22 protein-coding genes are annotated in these 20130 nt (G+C 71.4%); 13 read left to right on the top strand and 9 right to left on the bottom strand.

All coding sequences use genetic code 11. The features are described 5' to 3' along the window. Window positions 1-137: 137 nt before the first annotated feature. On the bottom strand, window positions 138-374 hold the full coding sequence (locus ABD340_RS31010) for a hypothetical protein (protein ID WP_344593763.1): 237 nt from the start codon (window positions 372-374) through the stop codon (window positions 138-140). Window positions 375-1083: 709 nt separating this feature from the next. Between ABD340_RS31010 and ABD340_RS31005 the strand changes: the two genes are divergently transcribed. From ABD340_RS31005 to ABD340_RS30985, 5 genes are all read left to right on the top strand, one after another. Next, window positions 1084-1659, top strand: coding sequence for a peptidoglycan-binding domain-containing protein (locus tag ABD340_RS31005; protein ID WP_344593761.1), 576 nt, complete (start codon window positions 1084-1086; stop codon window positions 1657-1659). 181 nt (window positions 1660-1840) lie between these two features. Continuing rightward, window positions 1841-3031 carry a sensor histidine kinase gene (locus tag ABD340_RS31000; protein WP_344593759.1) on the top strand — a complete coding sequence of 397 codons (1191 nt, stop codon included), beginning with the start codon at window positions 1841-1843 and terminating at the stop codon, window positions 3029-3031. A gap of 13 nt (window positions 3032-3044) precedes the next feature. Next, window positions 3045-3689, top strand: a complete 645-nt coding sequence (locus ABD340_RS30995) for a response regulator (protein ID WP_344593758.1) — start codon at window positions 3045-3047, stop codon at window positions 3687-3689. A 49-nt stretch (window positions 3690-3738) separates the two neighbouring features. Continuing rightward, on the top strand, window positions 3739-4098 hold the full coding sequence (locus ABD340_RS30990; RefSeq protein WP_344593756.1) for a hypothetical protein: 360 nt from the start codon (window positions 3739-3741) through the stop codon (window positions 4096-4098). Window positions 4099-4190: 92 nt separating this feature from the next. Next, complete coding sequence (locus ABD340_RS30985) at window positions 4191-4871, top strand: DUF4328 domain-containing protein (RefSeq protein WP_344593755.1); 681 nt, start codon at window positions 4191-4193, stop codon at window positions 4869-4871. A 15-nt stretch (window positions 4872-4886) separates the two neighbouring features. On the opposite strand, the gene ABD340_RS30980 is transcribed toward ABD340_RS30985, so the two are convergent. From ABD340_RS30980 to ABD340_RS30970, 3 genes are all read right to left on the bottom strand, one after another. Then, the gene (locus tag ABD340_RS30980) at window positions 4887-8300 is read right to left on the bottom strand and encodes a DNA polymerase III subunit alpha (RefSeq protein WP_344593753.1); all 3414 of its coding nucleotides are present in this window, start codon (window positions 8298-8300) and stop codon (window positions 4887-4889) included. A 6-nt stretch (window positions 8301-8306) separates the two neighbouring features. Continuing rightward, complete coding sequence (locus tag ABD340_RS30975) at window positions 8307-8582, bottom strand: DUF6504 family protein (protein ID WP_344593751.1); 276 nt, start codon at window positions 8580-8582, stop codon at window positions 8307-8309. Between the two features lie 225 nt (window positions 8583-8807). Next, the gene (locus ABD340_RS30970; RefSeq protein ID WP_344593749.1) at window positions 8808-9080 is read right to left on the bottom strand and encodes a hypothetical protein; all 273 of its coding nucleotides are present in this window, start codon (window positions 9078-9080) and stop codon (window positions 8808-8810) included. 264 nt (window positions 9081-9344) lie between these two features. Between ABD340_RS30970 and ABD340_RS30965 the strand changes: the two genes are divergently transcribed. Further along, on the top strand, window positions 9345-9950 hold the full coding sequence (locus tag ABD340_RS30965; protein ID WP_344593747.1) for a TetR family transcriptional regulator: 606 nt from the start codon (window positions 9345-9347) through the stop codon (window positions 9948-9950). A gap of 52 nt (window positions 9951-10002) precedes the next feature. Continuing rightward, on the top strand, window positions 10003-11730 hold the full coding sequence (locus tag ABD340_RS30960) for a serine/threonine-protein kinase (RefSeq protein ID WP_344593746.1): 1728 nt from the start codon (window positions 10003-10005) through the stop codon (window positions 11728-11730). On the opposite strand, the gene ABD340_RS30955 is transcribed toward ABD340_RS30960, so the two are convergent. Continuing rightward, a complete protein-coding gene (locus ABD340_RS30955) occupies window positions 11731-12681 on the bottom strand; it encodes an alpha/beta hydrolase (RefSeq protein WP_344593744.1) in 951 nt (316 codons plus the stop codon). 163 nt (window positions 12682-12844) lie between these two features. Between ABD340_RS30955 and ABD340_RS30950 the strand changes: the two genes are divergently transcribed. Then, the gene (locus ABD340_RS30950) at window positions 12845-13306 is read left to right on the top strand and encodes a GNAT family N-acetyltransferase (RefSeq protein WP_344593742.1); all 462 of its coding nucleotides are present in this window, start codon (window positions 12845-12847) and stop codon (window positions 13304-13306) included. A gap of 38 nt (window positions 13307-13344) precedes the next feature. Here the strand turns inward: ABD340_RS30950 and ABD340_RS30945 are convergent, their stop codons facing one another. Next, window positions 13345-13899, bottom strand: a complete 555-nt coding sequence (locus ABD340_RS30945; RefSeq protein ID WP_344593740.1) for a dihydrofolate reductase family protein — start codon at window positions 13897-13899, stop codon at window positions 13345-13347. Between the two features lie 225 nt (window positions 13900-14124). Between ABD340_RS30945 and ABD340_RS30940 the strand changes: the two genes are divergently transcribed. From ABD340_RS30940 to ABD340_RS30930, 3 genes are all read left to right on the top strand, one after another. Continuing rightward, window positions 14125-14784, top strand: a complete 660-nt coding sequence (locus ABD340_RS30940) for a DUF998 domain-containing protein (RefSeq protein ID WP_344593738.1) — start codon at window positions 14125-14127, stop codon at window positions 14782-14784. A 210-nt stretch (window positions 14785-14994) separates the two neighbouring features. Further along, on the top strand, window positions 14995-16182 hold the full coding sequence (locus tag ABD340_RS30935) for an NAD(P)/FAD-dependent oxidoreductase (RefSeq protein WP_344593736.1): 1188 nt from the start codon (window positions 14995-14997) through the stop codon (window positions 16180-16182). Between the two features lie 212 nt (window positions 16183-16394). Further along, a complete protein-coding gene (locus ABD340_RS30930) occupies window positions 16395-17291 on the top strand; it encodes an RNA polymerase sigma-70 factor (RefSeq protein ID WP_344593735.1) in 897 nt (298 codons plus the stop codon). On the opposite strand, the gene ABD340_RS30925 is transcribed toward ABD340_RS30930, so the two are convergent. Next, entirely contained in the window at window positions 17278-17583 is a 306-nt protein-coding gene (locus ABD340_RS30925; protein WP_344593733.1) for a hypothetical protein, read from the bottom strand. The genes ABD340_RS30930 and ABD340_RS30925 overlap by 14 nt on opposite strands. Window positions 17584-17685: 102 nt before the next feature. Beyond that, window positions 17686-17901 carry a hypothetical protein gene (locus ABD340_RS30920; RefSeq protein WP_344593731.1) on the bottom strand — a complete coding sequence of 72 codons (216 nt, stop codon included), beginning with the start codon at window positions 17899-17901 and terminating at the stop codon, window positions 17686-17688. Between the two features lie 69 nt (window positions 17902-17970). Between ABD340_RS30920 and ABD340_RS30915 the strand changes: the two genes are divergently transcribed. Further along, window positions 17971-18297 (top strand): hypothetical protein, encoded by a 327-nt coding sequence (locus ABD340_RS30915; RefSeq protein WP_344593730.1) that lies wholly within the window; start codon window positions 17971-17973, stop codon window positions 18295-18297. Here ABD340_RS30915 and ABD340_RS30910 read toward each other — a convergent pair. Continuing rightward, window positions 18275-19048 (bottom strand): phytanoyl-CoA dioxygenase family protein, encoded by a 774-nt coding sequence (locus ABD340_RS30910; protein ID WP_344593728.1) that lies wholly within the window; start codon window positions 19046-19048, stop codon window positions 18275-18277. The two genes, ABD340_RS30915 and ABD340_RS30910, sit on opposite strands and share 23 nt — an antisense overlap. A 195-nt stretch (window positions 19049-19243) precedes the next feature. Here ABD340_RS30910 and ABD340_RS30905 point away from each other — a divergent pair, with 195 nt between their 5' ends. After that, the gene (locus ABD340_RS30905; protein ID WP_425547480.1) at window positions 19244-20086 is read left to right on the top strand and encodes an alpha/beta fold hydrolase; all 843 of its coding nucleotides are present in this window, start codon (window positions 19244-19246) and stop codon (window positions 20084-20086) included. The last annotated feature ends 44 nt before the right edge of the window (window positions 20087-20130 follow it).

Below are 20130 nucleotides of genomic sequence, written 5' to 3'. Positions count from 1 at the left end.
CCCCGACATTAGACCGGCCGCCCACTATTCGAGAAACATGTCTTGCCATATGAGACGGCCAGGCAACGAAAAGGGGAGGGGCGGAATCTCCACCCCTCCCCACTGCAAGCGGGTCGGACTCCGGGCGGGTGCGGCGTCTAGGCGGCCTCTGCCAGCACGGTGCGGTGCGCGGGCCGCGGAGTGCGCAACCTCTCGACCACGGCCAGCAGCGCGGCGGCGTCCTCCGCGGTGACGACCTCCGCCTGCGCCACCTCGGCGTAGGCGTTCATCGTCTGATGGGCCGGCTGGGTGAGCCACGGCTCGATGACGGTCCGCTCGGCGGGCCCGTACAGCCGCGGGTGAGAGAGGTGGAAGGTGCCGGTCGCTGCGCTCACTGCCACTACCCCTTTCTGCGACCCGGCGGACGCGCCCTCCCCCTGAGGGCCCGCTCCGCCGGAACGGGATGTACCCGGAGGTACGCATCGAACAAGCTCACCGGTTCGACGCTTATTCCGGTGTGTACCCCGAATCACGCTGCTAACTTACGCCCCGCCACCGACATTTTTTCGAACGCATGTTCCCCCACCCCGCCCGTCACCCTCGGTCACCCAGAGACTGATCGGCGATGACAGAGCGCAGCACCGGGCAACTCGGCACCCCCACCCCGAGCGCCCCCGACGGCCGTGACCGCGAGCAAGGCCGGCGCACCGGCCCAGGGCACGGCGCCGGTCGTCACACAATCAACACTTCGCGGACTCAAAGTCACCAAACAAAACGACATTTTTGCACTTTTGTACACACCCTTGAGATTCTTCGGATGACATACCCCAATCCGTCGAGTAATGCTAGAAAGGGAGCGGCTCACCAAAAGACAAAAAGAGAGGAAGGGTCTACATAAAGGGGAACGAATGAATATCAGGCGAACCATGACCTCAGCTACCCCCGACAGGCGTGGTCAACGCCAAGCCCTTCCACGGGATGGTCAAATCCAGGACCAAGTACCCCTACGCCAAGAAGCAACCCCGGCAAGGGACGGTTCACCACCGGTCGGATGGGGTGCATGATCCGAGCCGGCGCCCCGAGGCTCGACATAAAGGGGGGTAAATGAAAATCAGGCGGGTCACGACCACGGGACTGGCCGCCGCTGGGATCGTCACAGCGAGTACGGCGGTGGCCTTGCCGACCTCGGCCGACACACAGGCATACTATGAGGGCTACGGCCCTCATACGGTGCGGAAGGAGGGGGCCAAGGGCAAGGAGGTCCTCGCCCTGCAATTGATGCTCAACTGTAGCGGCTACCGCATTCCAGGGAACCCGCAGCTGAACGGGAACTTCGGATCCAACACCGCGAAACAGGTCGTGAAGTACCAGACGAACCAGGTGGCAGGGCACGCGGAGCACGCAGCGAAGGCGGACGGCAAGGTGGGCGCGGTCACCTGGCACAGCCTGTACATCGACAACGCGAGCAAAATTCGCTACGGCCAGACGAACAACTGCGTCAAGGCTGTGCAGGTTCTGCTCAGCAAGCGGTACGCCCAGCAGACCACCGGCGCTTTCGGCAAAGAGACCAAGAACAACGTGATGAGCTTCCAGAAGAAGACTTCCGGCCTGAAGTCGACGGGGACGGTCGACGCCAAGACCTTCCACAAGCTCGTCGTCGCCAAGGCCACGCGGCGCTAGGGGGCAAAGTCGAAGCCGCATCGGGGCGGCCAGGGTAATGGCGGTGCCGCAAGGCGTGCTGGTTCTGCACCATCCAATACCCGTCCCCGGAGCCCGCGACATCGGGCGCGGGGGCCGGAAGGCTCGGTGATCGGCCGAATGGCCGATCCGCGCGTCGGCGCCGGGTCGTAGCCTGCCTGCCATGGACGAGCGGGGATCCCGCCTGGAGAGGGTCGGGTCGGTCGGCGGGTGCCTGCTGCGCGCCGCCGCGGGCGTCTGCACGGCTCTGTACCTGTTGCTGTGCGCGATCGCCATCGGGACGGACCAGCCGGGCGAGGGCGCGTTGATCGTCTTCTCCGGGTTCGCGGGCGCGGGGGCGCTGGCGGCGCGCTGGACGGAGCACTGGACGGCGACCGCCGCCGCGCTGTCGCTGGCGGTGACCCTGCTGATCAAGGCAGCCGACGCCCCGATGGGCAATGCGAGCGTCGTGATCGAGCTCTTGGCGCTGCTGGTGCTGACCGCCCGGGTGGTGTGGCGGTCCCCGCCGCGGCGGCTGGTCCCGCTGGTCGCGCTGTCCGCGCTGGCGGTCGTGGCGCTGCCGCTGCGCATCACCGTGAAGGCGTTCATACTGTTCTCGGCCCCGCTGGCCGTGCTGGTGGGGGTCGCCCTGGGCGTCGGGCTCTACCTGCGGGCGGTGGACGCGCGCCGGACCCGGACGCTGGCGGACGCGCGCCGCGACGAGCGCCTGGAACTGGCCCGCGACCTGCACGACTTCGTGGCCCACCACGTGACCGGGATCGTGGTGCAGGCGCAGGCCGCGCGGTTCACCGCCGGGACGGACGCGGCGCACGACCCCGAGCGGCTCGTCCGGATGCTCGGCGATATCGAGGCGGCCGGCACCGAGGCGCTGACCTCCATGCGCCGGATGGTGGGGCTGCTGCGCGAGGCCCAGCGGGACCCGGGCTCCCCCGCCGGCGCGGGGACCCGTCCCGTCGCCGGGCTGGCGCAGGTGGAGGAGCTGGTCGCGCGGTTCTCCGATCCGCCGGCCAAGCTGACGCTGGACCCCGGCCTCGGGGACCTGCCCCCGGAGGCGGCCACGTCGGTGCACCGGGTGGTGCAGGAGGCGTTGACCAACGCGCGCAAGCACGCCTCCGACGCCACCGCCGTGCAGGTGAGCGTGACCCGGCCGTCCCCTGCGGACGGCGCGGTGGAGGTCGCGGTGCGCGACGACGGCCGGGGCGGGGGCCGCCGTCTGCCGTCCGGCGGGTTCGGGCTGGCGGGCCTGTCCGAACGGGTCGAGGCGATCGGCGGGCGGCTGCGCGCCGGGCCGCGTCCCGAGGGCGGCTGGGAGGTCGTGGCGGTCATCCCCGCCCGCGGCGGCCCGGGCCCCTGAGAGAATCGGTGCCGTGACCATCCGCGTGCTGATCGCCGACGACCAGGAGATGGTCCGGACCGGATTCCGGATGATCATCGATTCGCAGCCGGACATGGAGGTGGTCGGGGAGGCCGCCGACGGGGACCGGGCGGTGCGGCTGGCCCGGCGGCTGCGCCCGGAGGTGTGCCTGTTCGACATCCGGATGCCGCGGATGGACGGGCTGGAGGCGACCCGGCTGGTGGCCGGCCCGGAGGTGCCCGATCCGCTGCGGGTGGTGATCGTCACCACCTTCGAAATGGACGAGTACGTCTACGGCGCGCTGCGCGGCGGCGCGACCGGCTTCCTGCTCAAGGACGCCGGTCCGGCGCTGCTGGTCGAGGCCGTTCGGGCCGCGGCCGGCGGCGGCTCGCTGGTCTCCCCGTCGATCACCGTCCGGCTGCTGGAGCGGCTGGCCGTCCCCGCGCGGCCGGCGCCGCCCCGGGACGCGCTCACCGGCCGCGAGCTGGACGTGGTGCGGCTGGTCGCGCGGGGCCGCACCAACGACGAGATCGCCGCGGAGCTGTTCGTCTCGCTCTCCACGGTGAAGACGCACCTGGGCAGTGTCCAGCGCAAGCTCGGCGCGCGGAACCGGGTCGAGATCGCCGCCTGGGCCTGGGAGTCGGGCCTCATGCGCTGACGCCCGCTCATCGAACGTACGAACCGGATACGGGGAGGGGTCGGCGCCGGTGCCGGAGTCGTTCAACGGCGTGCCCGTGGCGGTCCTGGTCCTCTGGCTGCTCGCCGCCGCCGGCTGGTGCGCGGTCGCGGCGGGCCTGCGCCGCGGCCTGTCCGGGTTCGTCCGCCGGACGGCGCTGCTCGCCCACGCGCTCACCGCACCCGGGGTCCTGCTGTACTGCTCGGTCCTCGGCTACGGCTCGCTGCACGGCACGATCGCCCTCGCCGCCGAGTGGTGGGCGCTGGTCGCGGTCACCGGGCTGCGCCCGGAACGGCTGCTCCGGGCCGGTTCGCTGCCCCGCCTGACCGCCTGGTCGCTGCTCGCCGCGATCGGCGTGGCGGCCGCCACGGGCGCGGTGACGCACGGCTGAACCTTGAACCGTCGGTGGGCGGCGCGGGTCAAAGGTACGTAGGATTTCGAACATCGGGCGGCAAAGACCGCTCGTCCTCGGAGGTGTCGATCATGCCGTGTGCGCTGTGCGGCGACATCATCCCGACCGAGGTCGCCAGGTGCCCGGCCTGCGGGGCGTGGGCGCGGCGCCGGGACTTCCGGTCGGTCGGCGTCGCCGTCTTCATGCTGCTCGGCTTCAACGCCTTCGTCGCGCTCGGCTCGGGGTTCAGCCTGATCCGGCTGCTCGAGCCGCTGCACGAGGCCACCCACGACACCTACGATCCGGTGGTCGCCGAGCACGCGCTGGCGCCCTACACCGACGTCTTCCTGATCTGCGCGATCATGGCCGGGGTGACCGGGCTGCTGTACCTGGGCTGGCTGTGGCGCGCGTACGGCCAGTCCCCCGGCCCGCACCGGCACGGCCGCGGGTGGGTGCTGTTCGGGTGGATCACCCCGGCGGCCAACCTGTGGGTGCCGCCCCGGCTGGTGTACGACGTGTGGGTCAACAGCGGCCGGTTCCGGACGGCGCAGCGGCATCTGGTCGCGACGGTCGTGGCCGGGTGGTGGGCGTTCGTCCTGTTCGGCGTGGGCCTGGCCCGGCTCTTCGCGGTCAGCGGCGTGCAGACGCTGGCGGAGGCGCGGTTCTCGGTGCATCTGGGGGTGGCCGCGGCGGCCTGCGACGCGCTGGCCGCCGCGCTGTGCATGGCGTCGGTCTTCGAGATCACCCGCCTGCAGATCGGCCGGGACGCGTAAGCCCCGCCCCCCGGCTCAGGGCGGGACGGGCCCGGAGCTGCCGCCGCTGGCGTGCCAGAGCCGGCCCGGCGGCCGCTTGACGGCCTCGCCGGCGTGGCCGATGTCGGAGTAGGGGGACATCGCGAAGCCGTTGGCGTACAGGACGCGGCGGACGGCCGGCCGCGCCGGGCCCTCCCCCTGCCGCGCGGGCGCCATCGCCCGGCGCAGTTCCTCGTCGCCGCCCTGCCGCCACGCCTCGTACAGGGCCGCCAGGTCCCAGCAGTCGGCGCCGGTCAGCGACACCGCCCGTCCGCCCGGACGGCGCAGCCTGCCCCGCACGACCAGCAGCCACGACCCGAAGACGGTGGCGGCGCACCGGTCCTGCACCGACTCGAAGAAGGCCAGGTCGACCGGGCCGGTGGAGTCGTCGAGGGTGGCGAAGATGACCCGCTGCCCGGACCGTACCGCCGGGGTCTGGGTGGCGACCTTGACGCCCGCGACCAGCAGTTCCTCGCCGGCGCGGCGGCCGGGCAGGTCGCGGGCGCGGACGACGCCGAGCCGGTCGAGCAGCCCGGCGTAGAAGCTCAGCACGTGCCGGCTGACGTCCATGCCGAGGATCTCCAGCTCCGCCTCGACCATCTCGCCGGGGGTCATCGGCGGCAGTTCGCCGATCGGGAGCGGTTCGAACGTGCCGGCCCCGTCCCCTTCCGCCATGGTGTCCTCCAGGGGCAGCTGCCCCTCGACCGCTCCGCCGCCGGGCCGCGCCGATGAACGGTCGAGCGCCCCGACCCGGACGAGCAGGTCGCGGCGGGACGGCACGCCGTCCACCGGGGCGGGAGAGGCGCCGATGCCGTAGCGGGCGTCGAAGGCGCCGGCCAGCACGAGGCGTTCGGTGACGGGCCGGGAGACGTGGGCGCGCCGCCAGAAGTCGGTCAGCGAGCGGTAGGGGCGCCCGGCGAGGATGCGTTCCGTCTCGGCGCCGCTGATGCCGCGCACCTCGCTCAGCGCGACCCGGATGCCGAAGCCGTCCGGGGAGCCGGGGGCGGGTTCGATCCGCCAGGCGGCGGCGGAGTGGTCGACGTCCAGCGGCAGGATCGGGACGCCGAAGTGCCGGGCGTCGTCGAGGATGACCCGCTTGGGGTACATGCCGGGGTCGTGGGTGAGGACGCCCGCGTAGAACGCCGCGGGATGGTGCCGTTTCAGCCAGGCCGACTGGTAGGTGGGGAGGGCGAACGAGGCGGCGTGCGCCTTGCAGAACCCGAACGCGCCGAACGCGGTGAGCGTCTTCCACACCTTCGCGACCGTCGTCTCGTCGTAGCCGCGGTCCAGGGCGCGTTCGCGGAACCATGCGCCGACCTCGGCCTGGCCCCGCTCGTCGGCCAGGGCGCGGCGGGCCGCCTCGGCGTCGGACAGGCCGCAGCCGGTCATGGTGTCGAGGACGCGCAGCACCTGCTCGTGGAACACCACCACCCCGAGGCTCTCCCGCAGCGGCCCGACCAGGTCGGGGTGCGGGTAGACGGGGTCGCGGCGGCCGTGCCGGGCCTCCAGGAACGGCGAGACCATGTCGGAGTTGACCGGCCCGGGGCGGAACAGCGAGATGTCGATGACCAGGTCGCCCATGGTGCGCGGGCGCAGCTTGCCGACCAGCTCGCGCTGCCCGGGCGACTCGATCTGGAAGCAGCCGAGCGTGCGGGACGTGCAGATCATCTCGTAGGTGGCGGCGTCGTCGTGCGGGACGGCCTCCAGGTCGACCCGGCCGCCGCCGGTCCGGTCGATCTCGGCCACCGCGTGCGCCATCGCCGACTGCATCCGCACCCCGAGGACGTCCAGTTTGAGCAGCCCCATGGCCTCGACGTCGTCCTTGTCGAACTGGCTCATCGGGAAGTCGATCATGCTGCGCTCCAGCGGCGTGCGGTCGCGCAGCGTGCTGTTGGACAGCAGGACGCCGCAGGGGTGCATCGCGATGTGGCGAGGCAGGCCGTCGAGCCGCTCGGCGATCCGGAACAGCACCTCCAGCCGCCCGTGCGCCAGGCCGCTCTGCCGCAGCTCGGGCAGGTCGTGCAGGGCGGTGCGGATCTGCCGGGCCCGGACCTGCGGGAACGCCTTGGCGATCGCGTCGATCTCGGCGGGCGGCAGCCCGACCGCGCCGCCCACGTCGCGGATGGCGCTGCGCGCCCGGTAGGTCTCCATCATCGACACGCAGGCGACGTCGTCGGCGCCGAACCGGTCGAACAGCGCCCGGTAGGCGTCCAGCCGCCGCGCCGACTCCACGTCGAGGTCGATGTCGGGCAGGCCGGGCCGGCTGTCGGCCAGGAACCGCTCCATCACCAGGTCGTGCGCGAGCGGGTCGAGGTCGCCGATGCCGAGCAGGTAGTTGACCAGGCTGCCGGCGCCGGAGCCGCGGATGGCGCAGCGGATGCCGAGCGAGCGGATCAGCCGGGCCGCCTCGGCGACGGTGAGGAAGTAGGACGCCAGGCCCTTGCGGGCGATGATGCCCAGCTCGTGCGCCAGCCGCCGGGCCGCCTCCGCGGAGCGCTCCAGCCCGCGCCGCGCCAGCCCCTCCCCGCACCGCGCCACCAGCCGGCCGTGCGGGTCGTCGCCGGTGTCGGGCAGGTGGACGCGGTCCATGCCGAGGTCGCGGCCGGGGTCGAGGGCGCAGCGCTCCGACAGCCGCCGGGTCTCCGCCAGCAGCTCGGGCGCGGCGTCGGCCCCGCAGACCAGCTCCGCGACGCGGCGCATCTGCGGGATCGACTTGAGGTAGGCGTGGCCGGTCTGGTCGTCCAGGTGCCGGCGGTGCAGCGGGGCGAGCCGGCGCGCCACGTCGAGCACCTGCGCGACCGGGTAGTCGGCCGGGTCGAGGTAGCGGACCGCGTTGGCCAGCACCGCCGGGACGCCCGACTCCCGGGCCAGGGCGAGCATCCGCGCCGCGCGGTGGCCCTCCCCCTTGCCGTGGTGGTCGACGATCTCGAGCACCGTCTCGGCGGTCTCCCGCCAGGCCGCCAGCCGTGCGGCGGCCAGGTCGGGACGGCGCATGGCGATGGCGCGTCCCACGTCCGACCGGGGCCCGAGCAGGACCACCAGCCCGTCGGCGTGCGCGCCGACCAGCTCCCTGGTCGTGACGGGCCGGCCGCGCTCCCCCGCCAGGTGCGCCGCGGTGACCAGGCGGCACAGCGAGGCCCATCCGCGCTTGCCGGTGGCGAGCACCACGATCCGCTCCTCGCCCTCCGGCGCGCCGGCCCCGGTGTCGGGCGCGACAGTGAGGTCGGCGCCCAGGACGGGCCGCAGCCCCGCGTCCCGGCACGCCCGCACGTGCTTGACCGCGCCGTACAGGCCGTCGCGGTCGGTGAGGGCGAGGGTCTCCATGCCCAGCTCGGCGGCGCGCGCGGCGAGCGCGCGCGGCGGTGCGACACCGAAGCGCAGCGAGTAGGAGGAGGCGACATGCAGGTGCACGGCGCCTCAATCCCACACCCGGGACAGCATCCACCCTTCGGTGGCCGCGTCGTAGCGCAGCTCGTACACGCCGATCTCCCGGTCGGGCGTCGCCTCGACCCGCCAGAACTCCCGCTCGCCCGTCACCTCCGCCTCCGGCTGCTGTTCGCGCCACCAGTCCCGGGTGGTGACCCAGTGCTCCAGCACCCGCCGGACGCTGTAGAGCCGCCCTCGCCAGACGAACCGGACCGGACGGCCGTCGGTCGTCCAGACCTCGACCGGGTCGCCGAACACGCGCGTCATCTGCCTCCCCCGCCCTCTGCGTCGTGTCGATCACCGCACAGGGGAAGGCATGCGGTCTGTCTCGAACATACGTTCGCAGTCGAGTCTAGGGAAGGCGACCCCCGCGAGGCAAGGCGGGATCACCCCGGGCTTGATCCGCGAATACCCGCGAAAGCCCAGGTCAAACCGGCGATGCCGGACACGCCGGGGCGGCCGCGGAATGGGCGCGCGAGGTGCCGGGACGGCTCAGCCGAGCAGCCGGGCGAGCCGGTCGGCGACGGCCGCGACCTCGCCCACGTCGGCGATCCCGCCCCCCGTCCACAGGTAGCTCCAGCCGTCCCCGGCAGGGGTGGCCACGACCATGGCCCGGCGGCGGGTCCGCGGACCCAGCACGGTCAGCACCGACTCCTCGGGGCCGGCCAGCCGCCACAGCAGGCCGCGGGCCTCGACCTCGTACGCGAGCGCCGCGAGGTGATGGCGCCGGACCTCGGCGAACTCCTGTGCACCGACTACAGCCACGATCATCCGCCTCTGGTGTGAAGCCCGGGCCGTCCGGCGACGTGGGGTATCCGGACGGCGACAACCGGCGACCACCTCCAGCATGCCCGAGACGGGAGATCGCCTCGGGTGTTCCGGGAAGGTGGGCGCACCCACTTCCTGCCCTCACTTTCTGTGATCTGCTCGTTACAAAGGGTCATGACATGCTTACGCCCACCCCCACCTGGCGCCCCACCAGGCACTCCGGCCCGCGGGAGGATGCGCCCGCGTGATACACAACCCCCTATGCGGCGCGAGCTGAAGAAGCGGCGGACCAGGACGGCGCTGGTGGACGCGGCTCTCGACCTCTTCCTCGAACGGGGCTACGAGGCCACCACGATCGACGAGATCGTGGCGGCCGTCGAGGTGTCGCAACGCACCTTCTTCCGCTACTTCGCGACGAAGGAGGACGTGGTCACCGGCTTCCTGGCCGGTTACGACAAGCTCATGGCGGACGCGCTGGCCGCCCGTCCGCCCGACGAGCGGCCCCTCATCGCGCTGTACGAGTCGCTGCGCGCGGTGCTGGCGGCCGTCCACGCCGGCGACCCGGCCGCCGCCGTCCGGTTCCGCAAGGTCCACAAGGTGATCGAGGCCAACCCGCCGCTGATGGCGGCGCAGATGGCGCGGCACTCCGCGGCGGAGGGCCAGTTGGTGAAGCTGATCGCGGAACGGCAGGGCGTCGATCCGGACGCCGACATCCGGCCGCGGCTGCTGGTGGCGTTCCACGTCGCCGCGGCCCGGGTGGCGTTCGAGGACTGCGCGCGCCGCGGCCTCCAGGACGCGGCCGAGATCTCCGCCCGGGTGGAGCGGATCGTGGCGATGGCCCGCGAGGACCTGCCGGGCTGGCTCTGAGCTCACCCATACAAGCACGACATACCAGGACTGCCGCTAAGGTTTGTGGACGATGACCACGCATCTGGGCGAGAACTCCGGGGCCCTGGGGCCGGAGGATCCGCGCGAACTCGGTGACTACCGGCTACTGGCCCGGCTCGGCCGCGGCGGCATGGGCACGGTCTTCCTGGCCGACGACACCTCCGGGAACCACGTCGCCGTCAAGGTGATCAACCCCGAGCTGGCCAGCGAGGACGCCTTCCGGCAGCGGTTCCGGCGCGAGGTGACCGCGGCCCGGCTGGTGCGCCGCTTCTGCACCGCCCCGGTACTGGACGCCGAACTCGACCGCGAACCGCTGTACGTCGTCACCGAGTACATCGAGGGCCCGAGCCTGGAGAGCGCGGTGGCCGAGCGCGGCGCGCTGCGCGGCTCCGACCTGGAGGGCCTGGCGGTCGGGGTGGCGACGGCGCTGGCGGCGATCCACGGCGCGGGGATCGTGCACCGCGACCTCAAGCCCGCCAACGTGCTGCTGTCCGCGACCGGCCCGCGGGTGATCGACTTCGGGATCGCGCGGGCGCTGGACGCCTCCGACGGCCCCACCCGCACCGGGCAGTTCGTCGGCACCCCCAACTACCTGCCGCCCGAACTGCTGCGCGGCGAGGCCGTGACGCCCGCCTCGGACGTGTTCTCGTGGGGCTGCGTGGTGGCCTACGCGGGCACCGGCCACGCCCCGTTCACGGGCAGCACCGTCCCAGAGATCTTCTACCGGGTGGCGCACGACCCGCCCAAGCTGGACGGCCTCGATCCCGCGCTGAAGGACGTGGTCGCCGCCGCGCTCGACAAGGACCCGCGCAACCGCCCCTCGGTGCAGGAGCTGCTGGCCCGGCTGGTCGGGCACGCGCAGGCCGACCCGGAGCGGCTGGCCGAGACCGTCCAGTCGAGCTGGCACGGTCCGGCCGCGGACCCGCCGGGCGCCGGGCCCACCCGCGACGACGTGGTGCAGACTCCGTTGTGGCAGCAGCCGCCCGCGCCGCCGGCCGCGCCGGCCGCGCCGCCGCCCTCGTCCCGGCACGGCCTGCACTGGCGCCTCCCGCACAAGCGCCTGACCATCGGCGGGGCGGCGGTCATGGCCGTGGTGGCGGCCGTCGTGCTCCTGGTCACGGTCCTCGGCTCGGACCCGCCGCCCGAGAAGGTGGCCACCGAGTTCGCCGACGAGTTCTCCGACTCCGACTCGGGCTGGGGCGGCGGCTCCACGTTCACCGGCCAGTACGGGTATAAGGACGGCAAGTACCGCCTGGACACCAACAGCGTCGACCAGTCGCGCGTGCGCTTGGTCCCCAGGGAGCGGGCCGACTCGATGCCGCAGCGGATGCTGGTCACCGCCACCGCCACGGTCGTGCAGGGCGGTCCCGACAGCCGGTACGGCCTGCTGTGCCGGGGCAACGAGAACAGCAGCGCCAAGTGGATGTACGCCTTCCTGGTCCGCAAGGACGGCAAGGGCGCGATGCTGCGCAAGCAGGCCGGTGCGCAGGGCACCAAGGAACTCTCCAACGTCGATGAGGTGCCCGGCTTCAAGGAGAAGGGCCCCAACCGGCTGCAGATCGCGTGCGAGCCCGGCAAGGACCACAAGGAGATCAAGCTGCGGTTCTGGGTGAACGGCGAGCTGGTGCTCGACCACACCGACACCGACCGTCCGCTGTCGCACGGCTGGGCCGGGTTGATCATCGAGCGGGGCGGCAACGCGGCCCAGCAGAACGTGACCGACTTCGACGACTTCGACCTGTCGAAGATCCTCGACTGATCAGCCGAGGTAGCCGGTCATCCAGCGGTCGAGCTCGGCGAAGACCCGCTCCCTGACGGGCTCGGCCGACAGCACCAGGTCGTGCAGCCCGCCCTCGATCCGCACCAGCGTCACATGGCCGCCCAGGCGCGGCGCCCAGCGCGCCATGTGCTCCACGTCCAGGACCGCGTCCGCACTGGACAGGTCGGCGACGCCCGGCTTGGGCTTGACGCTGCGCTCCGACGCCATCACCAGCACCGGCACGTCGATGCCGAGCCCGGCGTGCAGGCGCAGCTGCCCGCGCCGCACGGCGGCCAGCCACCCGGCCCGCACCGGGAAGCCCAGCAGCGGCTTCCACTCCAGATCGAACTCCCACTCGCCGTCGTGGTCGCGGTGGATGCTGCGCGGGTAGAGCTCGGACACCCCGGCGGGCAGCTTGACCTTCGGGAACCGCCGCCCCAGTGCCCTGGCCAGGCCCGCGCCCAGCTTCCGCATCACCAGCGGCTCGTTGAGTTCCACGAAGGGGCTGTTGAGGAACACCCCGTCGACCAGCCCGCGCCCCTTCACCCGGTCCGCCCACAGCGCCGCCACAAGGCCGCCTGTGGAATGGCCGTTGAGCAGCAGGACGTCGTGCCCGTCCTCCTCCCGGACGATCCGCACCGCCTCATCGATCTCCGGAAAGTAGTCACTGAGGCTCTGCACGACGTTGGGCGTCTGGTGGGGCCGCAGCGACCGCCCGTACTTGCGCAGGTCAAGGGCGTAGAAGTCGAAGCCCCGCTCGACGTAGAAGTCGGCCAGGTGCTTCTGAAAGAAGTAGTCGACGAAGCCGTGCACGTACAGCACGGCGCGGCGGGAGGGATCGGTGCGGCGGCGCCGCACGAGCGTGGCGACGACGTCTCCCTCGGCGTCCTCGCCGAGCGGCAACTCGATCGCCTCGTACCCCGGCCCGAGCACGTCCGTCGTCACGTCCATGGCCCCTCATCTAACCACCTGCTAACGTGCCGAGATCACATGATCGTCCCGGGACCAGGGAGGTTGATGAATATGGCCGCCGCCGGCCGTCATCGGCATGCCCTTTCCCGGCCCGTGCGAGACTGACGCGGCCCGGGTCGTTCCGGAACGACCAGGAGATCATGTGTCCTCCCAACCCTTGACCACCGCCCGTCTCGTCCTGCGAGCCTGGCCCGCCGAGGACATCACCGCCGTCCTCGAAAACGTCCGGCTGCCGCACTGGGCGACGGACTTCCCCGCCGAAGGCGACCGCGTCATCGCCGGGGTCGTCGCCGAGCACCCCGACGGGCAGCACCAGATCGTCGAACGGGACACCGGCCTGGTGGTCGGCTCCATCGGGCTGTTCTGGCCGCCCCGCGACGGCACCCTGGAGATCGGGTACGGCGTCGTCCCGTCCCGGCGGGGCCTCGGCTACGCCCCCGAGGCCGCCCGCGCCCTGGCCGGGCACGCTCTGACCGTCCCGGGCGTCCACACGGTGTACGCCGATGTGGAACTCGCGAACCCGCCGTCGATCCGGGTCCTGGAGAAGGCGGGATTCGATCGGTTGAACGCAAACGAGGAAACCGCCCGCTACCACCTCAGGTAACGCCGAGGGGGCGGCGGCCCGCCGCCGCCCCCGCACGGTCAGCGCCGGTAGCGCAGCAGCACGACACCGGACCGGAACGGCCGGGCCTCCACCATCCGCAGCTCCGGAATCCCCTCGCCTTCGAACAACCGCGCGCCACGTCCCAGCACCACCGGATGCACAAAGAGCCGGAACTCGTCGACCAGCCCGGCGGCGATCAACGAGTGGACCAGCGTGATGCTGCCGGTCGTGACGATGTCCTTGCCCGGCCGCTCCTTGAGCGCCCGGATCTCCTCCTCCAGCGGCCCGCTCAGCACGGTGGAGTTCTCCCACCCCGGGTCGCCCATCGTGCTGGAGACCACGTACTTGGACACCCTGTTCAGGTAGTCGCTGACGCCCGTGGTGTCGTCGGCCTGCTCGGGCCAGTAGCCCCGCATGTCCTCGAACGTCACCCGCCCGGTCAGGAAGGCATCGGCCCCGTTCGACTGCTCGGCCAGCGCCTCCACGATGTCGGACTGATCGACACCCTCCTCACCGGCGACGCTGAACCAGCCCCCTGCAGCGTCGATGACCCCGTCCAGCGTGATGTTCTCGGTGACCACCAGGTCCCGCATCTCTACCCCTCAGCAACGTTGTACGCGTTCAGCGAAGAGGACCGGGGCAACAACCGAAACTCATCGGTCCCGGTAGAGGAGCGTGCGGGATGTTGCTGATCGCCCACCGACTCGGAAACAGCGGTGGTGCAAACCCCGCCCGGACCTCTTAGCGGGGTGTGACCGCACGAGGGAAGTATGTCAACCAAGGTTGACAGCCCCATGGTGTCAACTTACATTGACACCATGGGGTTCCAGTCACGGACGTTGCTGTTGTGCGGAGCGATCGCCGGCCCGCTGTTCACGCTCATCTATCTCGCCGAAGGCGCCACTCGCGCGGACTACGACCCGCTACGCCATCCGGTGAGCTCGCTGGCCCTGGGAGAACGCGGCTGGCTACAGATCCTCAACTTCCTCCTCGCCGCCGCGCTGACGATGGCGTTCGCCGTCGGCGTGCACCGTTCGTCGCAGCGCTCGGCCTGGGGACCGCTCCTCATCGGCCTGTGGGCGACCGGCCTGCTCGGCGCCGGCATCTTCGTGGCCGATCCGATCGGCGGCTACCCGCTCGGAACCCCCGACCGGCTCCCCCAACCCACTACGCATGGTGTGCTGCACGACTACCTCTCGCTGGCCGGCTTTATCGCACTCACTGCCGCCTGCTTCGTGTCCGCACGCTCGGGCCCGCCTCTTTGGCGGCTCTGCTGCGGTCTCAGCGCCCTTGGCTTCGCGACGGCCATGGTGGTCTCCAGCGTCACCTTCGGTCAGGCGGGAGACCAAGGTGATCTCGCGGGGCTGTTTCAGCGCATCGCCATCACGATCGCTTGGTCCTGGCAGGCCCTCCTCGCATTCCGCTTCCTCCGGCAGGGACAGCATGGCGGAGCGGAACGAGCCGTCCTTCACGCCTAGTCGTCTCTCGCGCGGTGGTCGGCGAGCTGGACGGACGCGGCTGATGAGCAGTCTGTGTCACGCCCTTCAGCCTGGGACGGCAGCGGCGCTGAAGGGGGCTGAGCCCGGTAGCCGAGCCCACGCCTGTGGGGGTGATCTGCCTCACGCATGTCACAAACGATCGGTCATGCGGTGTCTTGTGCCTGAACCCCCTGGAACGGAGTAGACACCATGACCGGGAACACCAAGGTGGTCGTGATCGGCGGCGGGTACGCCGGCGTCATGGCCGCCGATCGCCTGACGCAGCGCGACGACGTGACCGTGACGCTGGTCAACCCGCGCCCGACCTTCGTCGAGCGGGTCCGCCTGCACCAGCTGGTGGGCGGCTCCGACGACGCGGTGGTCGACTACCGAGAGATCCTGGCCGAGGGCGTCCGGCTGGTGGTCGACACCGTGACGCGGATCGACGCGGCCGGGCGCAGCGTCACGCTGGAGACCGGCGACCCCCTCGAATACGACTATCTGATCTACGCGGTGGGCAGTGTCAGTGCTGACCCGGGCGTGCCCGGAGTGGCCGAGTTCGCTTATCCGCTCGCCGGCTTGGAAGAGGCGCGGCGACTGCGGTCCGTCGTCGACGGCGCACCCGCTACCGCCTCGGTGACGGTGGTCGGTGGCGGTCCGCTCGGTATCGAGACCGCTGCCGAGCTCGCGGAGCTGGGCCGCACCGTGACGCTGGTGTGCGGCGAGCAGCTCGGCCCGTACCTGCATCCGCGGGGGCGGCGCTCGGTGGCCAAGGGGTTGTCCGAGCTCGGTGTGACCGTGCTCGACGGCCCCGGCGCGAAGGTGACCACTGTGACACGCGATGCCGTGCGGCTCAGTGACGGCCGCGAGCTGCCGAGCACGGTGACGATCTGGACCGCAGGCTTCGGCGTTCCGGCCCTGGCCGGCCGCAGCGGGCTGAGCACCGACGTTTTGGGGCGCCTGCTCACCGACGAGACGTTGACGAGCGTGGACGATGAGCGGATCGTCGCGACCGGGGATGCGGCGGCCCCATCAGGCCTGCCGTTGCGGATGAGCTGCCAGGCCGCGCTTCCTCTGGGCTCGCACGCCGCCGACACGGTCCTGAGCCGGATAGCGGGGGAGCGACCCGCGGATTTCAGCAAGGGGATCGCCGCCATGTGCGTCAGCCTGGGCCGCCGGGCTGGCATCTTTCAACTCGCCCACAGGAACGACACCGCGACGAGGCTTCACCTGAGCGGCCGACTCGGCGCCAAGCTCAAGGAATCCACTTGCAAGAGCACCATCAAGCAGCTGGCGGACGAGGCACGCAAGCCCGGTTCCCACACCTGGCCGGTCAAGGATGCCAAGCGCCGGCAACTGCTGCAGGGCAAGCGCGGCGAGGCGCCGGCCACCCGCTGAACGGGCCCTAGCCGGTCCCGTCCGGACTGCATGTCGTGCGGCGGCGCCCGCGGCAGGGGCGGCGCCACACGACATCCGGTCATCGGCTCGATCTGTCACAGCCGCGCACCGGGTGGTGTCTCACTCTCGACCGCTCCAATCGGATCGAATGGCTACCAACGAAAGAGGACCCTGCTGTGGATGCGGCGGCTACTGAGGAGAGGGCACGAGATGTGAGCGAGCACGGCACCGACCCGGCGACCGAGACCTTCGTCGCCCACCGCAATCTGCTGTTCACCGTCGCCTACGAGATCCTCGGATCGGCCACCGACGCCGAAGACGTCCTGCAGGAAACCTGGCTGCGGTGGGTCAAGGTCGACCTGGCGCAGGTGCACGACCAGCGCGCCTACTTGGTCCGGATCACGACCCGCCAATCGCTCAACCGGCTGCGCACCCTGAAGCGCCGCAAGGAGGCATATATCGGGCAGTGGCTGCCCGAGCCGCTGCTCACCACGCCGGACGTGGCCGAGGATGTCGAGCTCGCCGAGAGCGTGTCGATGGCGATGATGCTCGTCCTGGAGAGGCTCTCGCCGACCGAGCGGGTGGTGTTCGTGCTGCGCGAGGTGTTCGACGTCGGCTACGGCGAGATCGCCGAGGCCGTCGGCAAGAGCCCCGCGGCCGTCCGCCAGATCGCGCACCGCGCCCGCCGGCACGTCGAGGCCCGCCGCCCTCGCCAGGTGGTCTCCCCAAGCCAGACCCGGGCGGCCGTGGAGGCCTTCCAGCGCGCGTTCGAAACCGGGGACCCGCAGGGCCTGCTCGACGTGCTCGCCCCGGAGGTCGTCCTGATGAGCGATGGCGGCGGCGTCAAGCGGGCCGCGCTGAAGCCGGTCATCGGCGCCGAGAAGGTGGTCCGCTTCTACCTCGGCGGCACCGGCAAGACCGAGGGCACGATCACCTGTGATTCCACCGTGGTCAACGGCAACCCGGCACTCCTGGTCCGCCTGGACGGCGAGCTCGAGGGCGTCCTGGCGATCCGTGTCGAAGGCGCCCGCATCACCGGCCTCTACTTCGTCCGCAACCCCGAGAAGCTGACCCACCTTGAATCCGAGACCCCGCTCACCCTGCGATGAAGCGGCAGCGCATCGATGCGGTCGCCGCCGTCGGCATCTTCAGCCATGCTTCATTGTGCAAGCGCCCGGCTGGATGGTCGACGCGTTTTCGCGCCGCGATCGGCCTCCATGCCCGGTCCAGGAAACCGTCGATGAGTGGGCCGATCTGCGGCAGGCGGGTCTCGAGGGCGAAATGGCCGGTGTCCAACAGGTGGAGTTCGGCGTCCGGGACATCGCGTAGGTGGGCATGGGCGCCGGGCTCCGGGAAGAACGCGATGAGCGCTGCGGCAGCCGCGTCCGCGTCGCGTGCCACTATCAACACCGCAAGCCGGCCTGAGCTAGGGGGGGTGTTTCATAAGCCTGCTGTCCTGCTGCGCGACGGACAAGACTTATGAAACACCCCCTGGCCCGGCGGTTACGTGCCGACGGGTATCACGCTTCGAAGGGTGATCGGGGACGTTCGGGTTTGCGGCGGTCGCCTTCGGGTGTAGGTGAAGGTCTCGCTGAACGGGCCGTCCCCGAAACGCACGGCGAGGATGACGGCTTCATCGCGCTCGGGCGGCCAGGTGCCGTTCCACAGGTGGAAGAAGACGATCGGGTCGTCCGGGTCCTCGGTCAGGTAGGCGAGCACTTTTCCGGCCTACGGCTTAAAATCAAGCGTTTTGGCAGGCCCCGGGATCACATCAGGAGTCGCGAGGACATGACCACGTCGGGCGGACTCGCGTCTGCGACCGAGATACGCGCCCACCTCATCGACGAGATGAACCTCGCTCTGCGGCGTCCTGGAATGTACGGCGGCGAACCGGCCCTGACGCTCAGGGACCAAGGGGTGCCCGCGAAGCCGGGCGGGACGCTGGCCGTCCTGCTGGAGGCCATGCGGGACGGGGCCGGGGACCACCTGAGCGACGGCGTGCGGCGCGCCATCGGCCGCGAGCCCCCGCCCGTTCGCCGACTACGTCGAACGGGCCGCCGCCTCCGGCGCCTGGGACTGAGTCGGACCTCGGTCACCGGCCGAGGGCCCGCCTGATCGCGGTCTCGACCGGCGACCCGCCGCCGTCGAGACGGAGCGGGCCGGACGGGTCCAGCTTCGGTTGGCCCAGGAAGCGCGGATGGCGTCCCAGGTGGGGCTGGCCGGCGTGCACCAGGAACGGGTGGCACAGGTAGACGTCTCCGGCACTGCCCGTGGCGTGCGCCGTCGGACGATGCCTGCTGGCGGCCTCCGCACGCCGGCCGAGTTCTATGGCGTCCAGGCCGTCCTCGCCTTCGGGTTCGAGGGCGCGTGCCACGTCCAGGTGGGAGCCGGTGCGCAGGCGGGTGGGCGCGTCGTCCTGGGCCACGTCCGAGAGCAGGAAGAGCATCAGCAGCGCACGGTCCCTGGACGCGACGTTCGCACGCCAGGTCAGGTAGTTGTACGGATCGGAGGCGGGGCCGGGGAAGCTCACGTCGACATGCCAGTTGTCGACGGCGGCCGGTTCGCCGCCGGGAAAGCGGATCACGAAGCCGCCCAGGCTGGCGGGCGGCGTCCAGCGGTCCTTTCCGACAAGGGTGTCGAACGCGGCGTGCAGGCGCGGGGTGTTGGCCGCGGCCAGGAACGGCGCCTGCGCGTAGCCGGGGCGCGCCGCCACGGGCCGCGGCCAGGTCGCCGGGTCGTCGGGGTCGGCGCTGAGGTCCCGCCAGATGATCTCGCGGCATTCGTCCGCGAGCCGGCGGGGGAACGCGTTCTCGATCCGGATGAAGCCGTCCTCGATGAAGGCGTGCGCCTGCGCGTCGTCGAGCATGGTCACAGGATGCCGGGCGGGGCGGCGGCACCACCAGTCGTTTTCCGGCCGCAACGAACAGGGGCGGCCGGCCAGGAGTTCCGGGAATGGGCCGAGGAGAACGCCGGCACGTTCGCTTGAGCCCTCCTCGCCGGTAAATCGCACCGGAAAGGGGTAATCCGACCGCTGTCACGTCGAGGAGAGGAGCGGGCGATCGTGCCGCACTGGGACTTGAGCAGGACGTACCGCAGCACGTCGGGGACGGTCCGCTGGGACCGTCTCGGAGACCAGGGCGGCGAGCCGGTGGTGCTGCTGCACGGGACGCCGTTCTCCTCCTACATCTGGCGCGGCGTCGCCCGCTCGCTGGCCCCTGGCCACACCGTGTACGTGTGGGACATGCCGGGCTACGGCGCGTCGGAGAAATCCCCGGATCAGGACATCTCCCTGGCCGCCCAGGGCCGGGTGTTCACCGAACTCCTCGATCATTGGGGCCTGTCCGGCCCCTTGGTGGTGGCGCACGACTCCGGCGGCGCCGTCGCGCTGGGGGCGCACCTGCTGCACGGCGTCCCGTACCGGCGGCTCGCGCTGGTCGACGCCGTTTCGCTGGCGCCCTGGGGAAGCCCGTTCTTCTCCCTGGTCGGTGAGCATGCCGAGGTGTTCGACCGGCTCCCGCCCGCGCTGCACGGCGCCCTGGTGCGCGAGTACGTCAACTCGGCCAGCAGCCCCGGCCTGCACCCGTCCACGCTGGAGGCGCTGGTCGCGCCGTGGGTCGCAGGCGGCGGCCAGTCGTCCTTCTACCGGCAGATCACCGCGCGCCTGGACGACCAGCGGTACACCGAGTCGATGCAGGACAAGTACGCGACCATCGGCGTTCCCGTAGTGGTGTGCTGGGGCGAGGACGACAGCTGGATCCCCGTGGACAGGGGCCGTGAACTCGCCTCGCGCATCCCCGGCGCCCGCCTGCGCACCTTCCCGGGGGCAGGCCATCTCATCCAGGAGGACGCCCCCGCCGAACTCACGGCCGCTCTGATCACCTTCCTGCACGAGAGCGAAGTATGAGTGGCAGCCGAGCACTCACAGGAGCCGGGCTGCGGGCGTCGATC

Source organism: Actinomadura vinacea (genome assembly GCF_039532545.1).
In the GTDB taxonomy this organism is placed as follows: Bacteria; Actinomycetota; Actinomycetes; order Streptosporangiales; family Streptosporangiaceae; genus Spirillospora; species Spirillospora vinacea.
The sequence above is the reverse complement of the archived record's forward strand: the minus strand, read 5'-3'. Positions and strand labels throughout refer to the sequence as shown.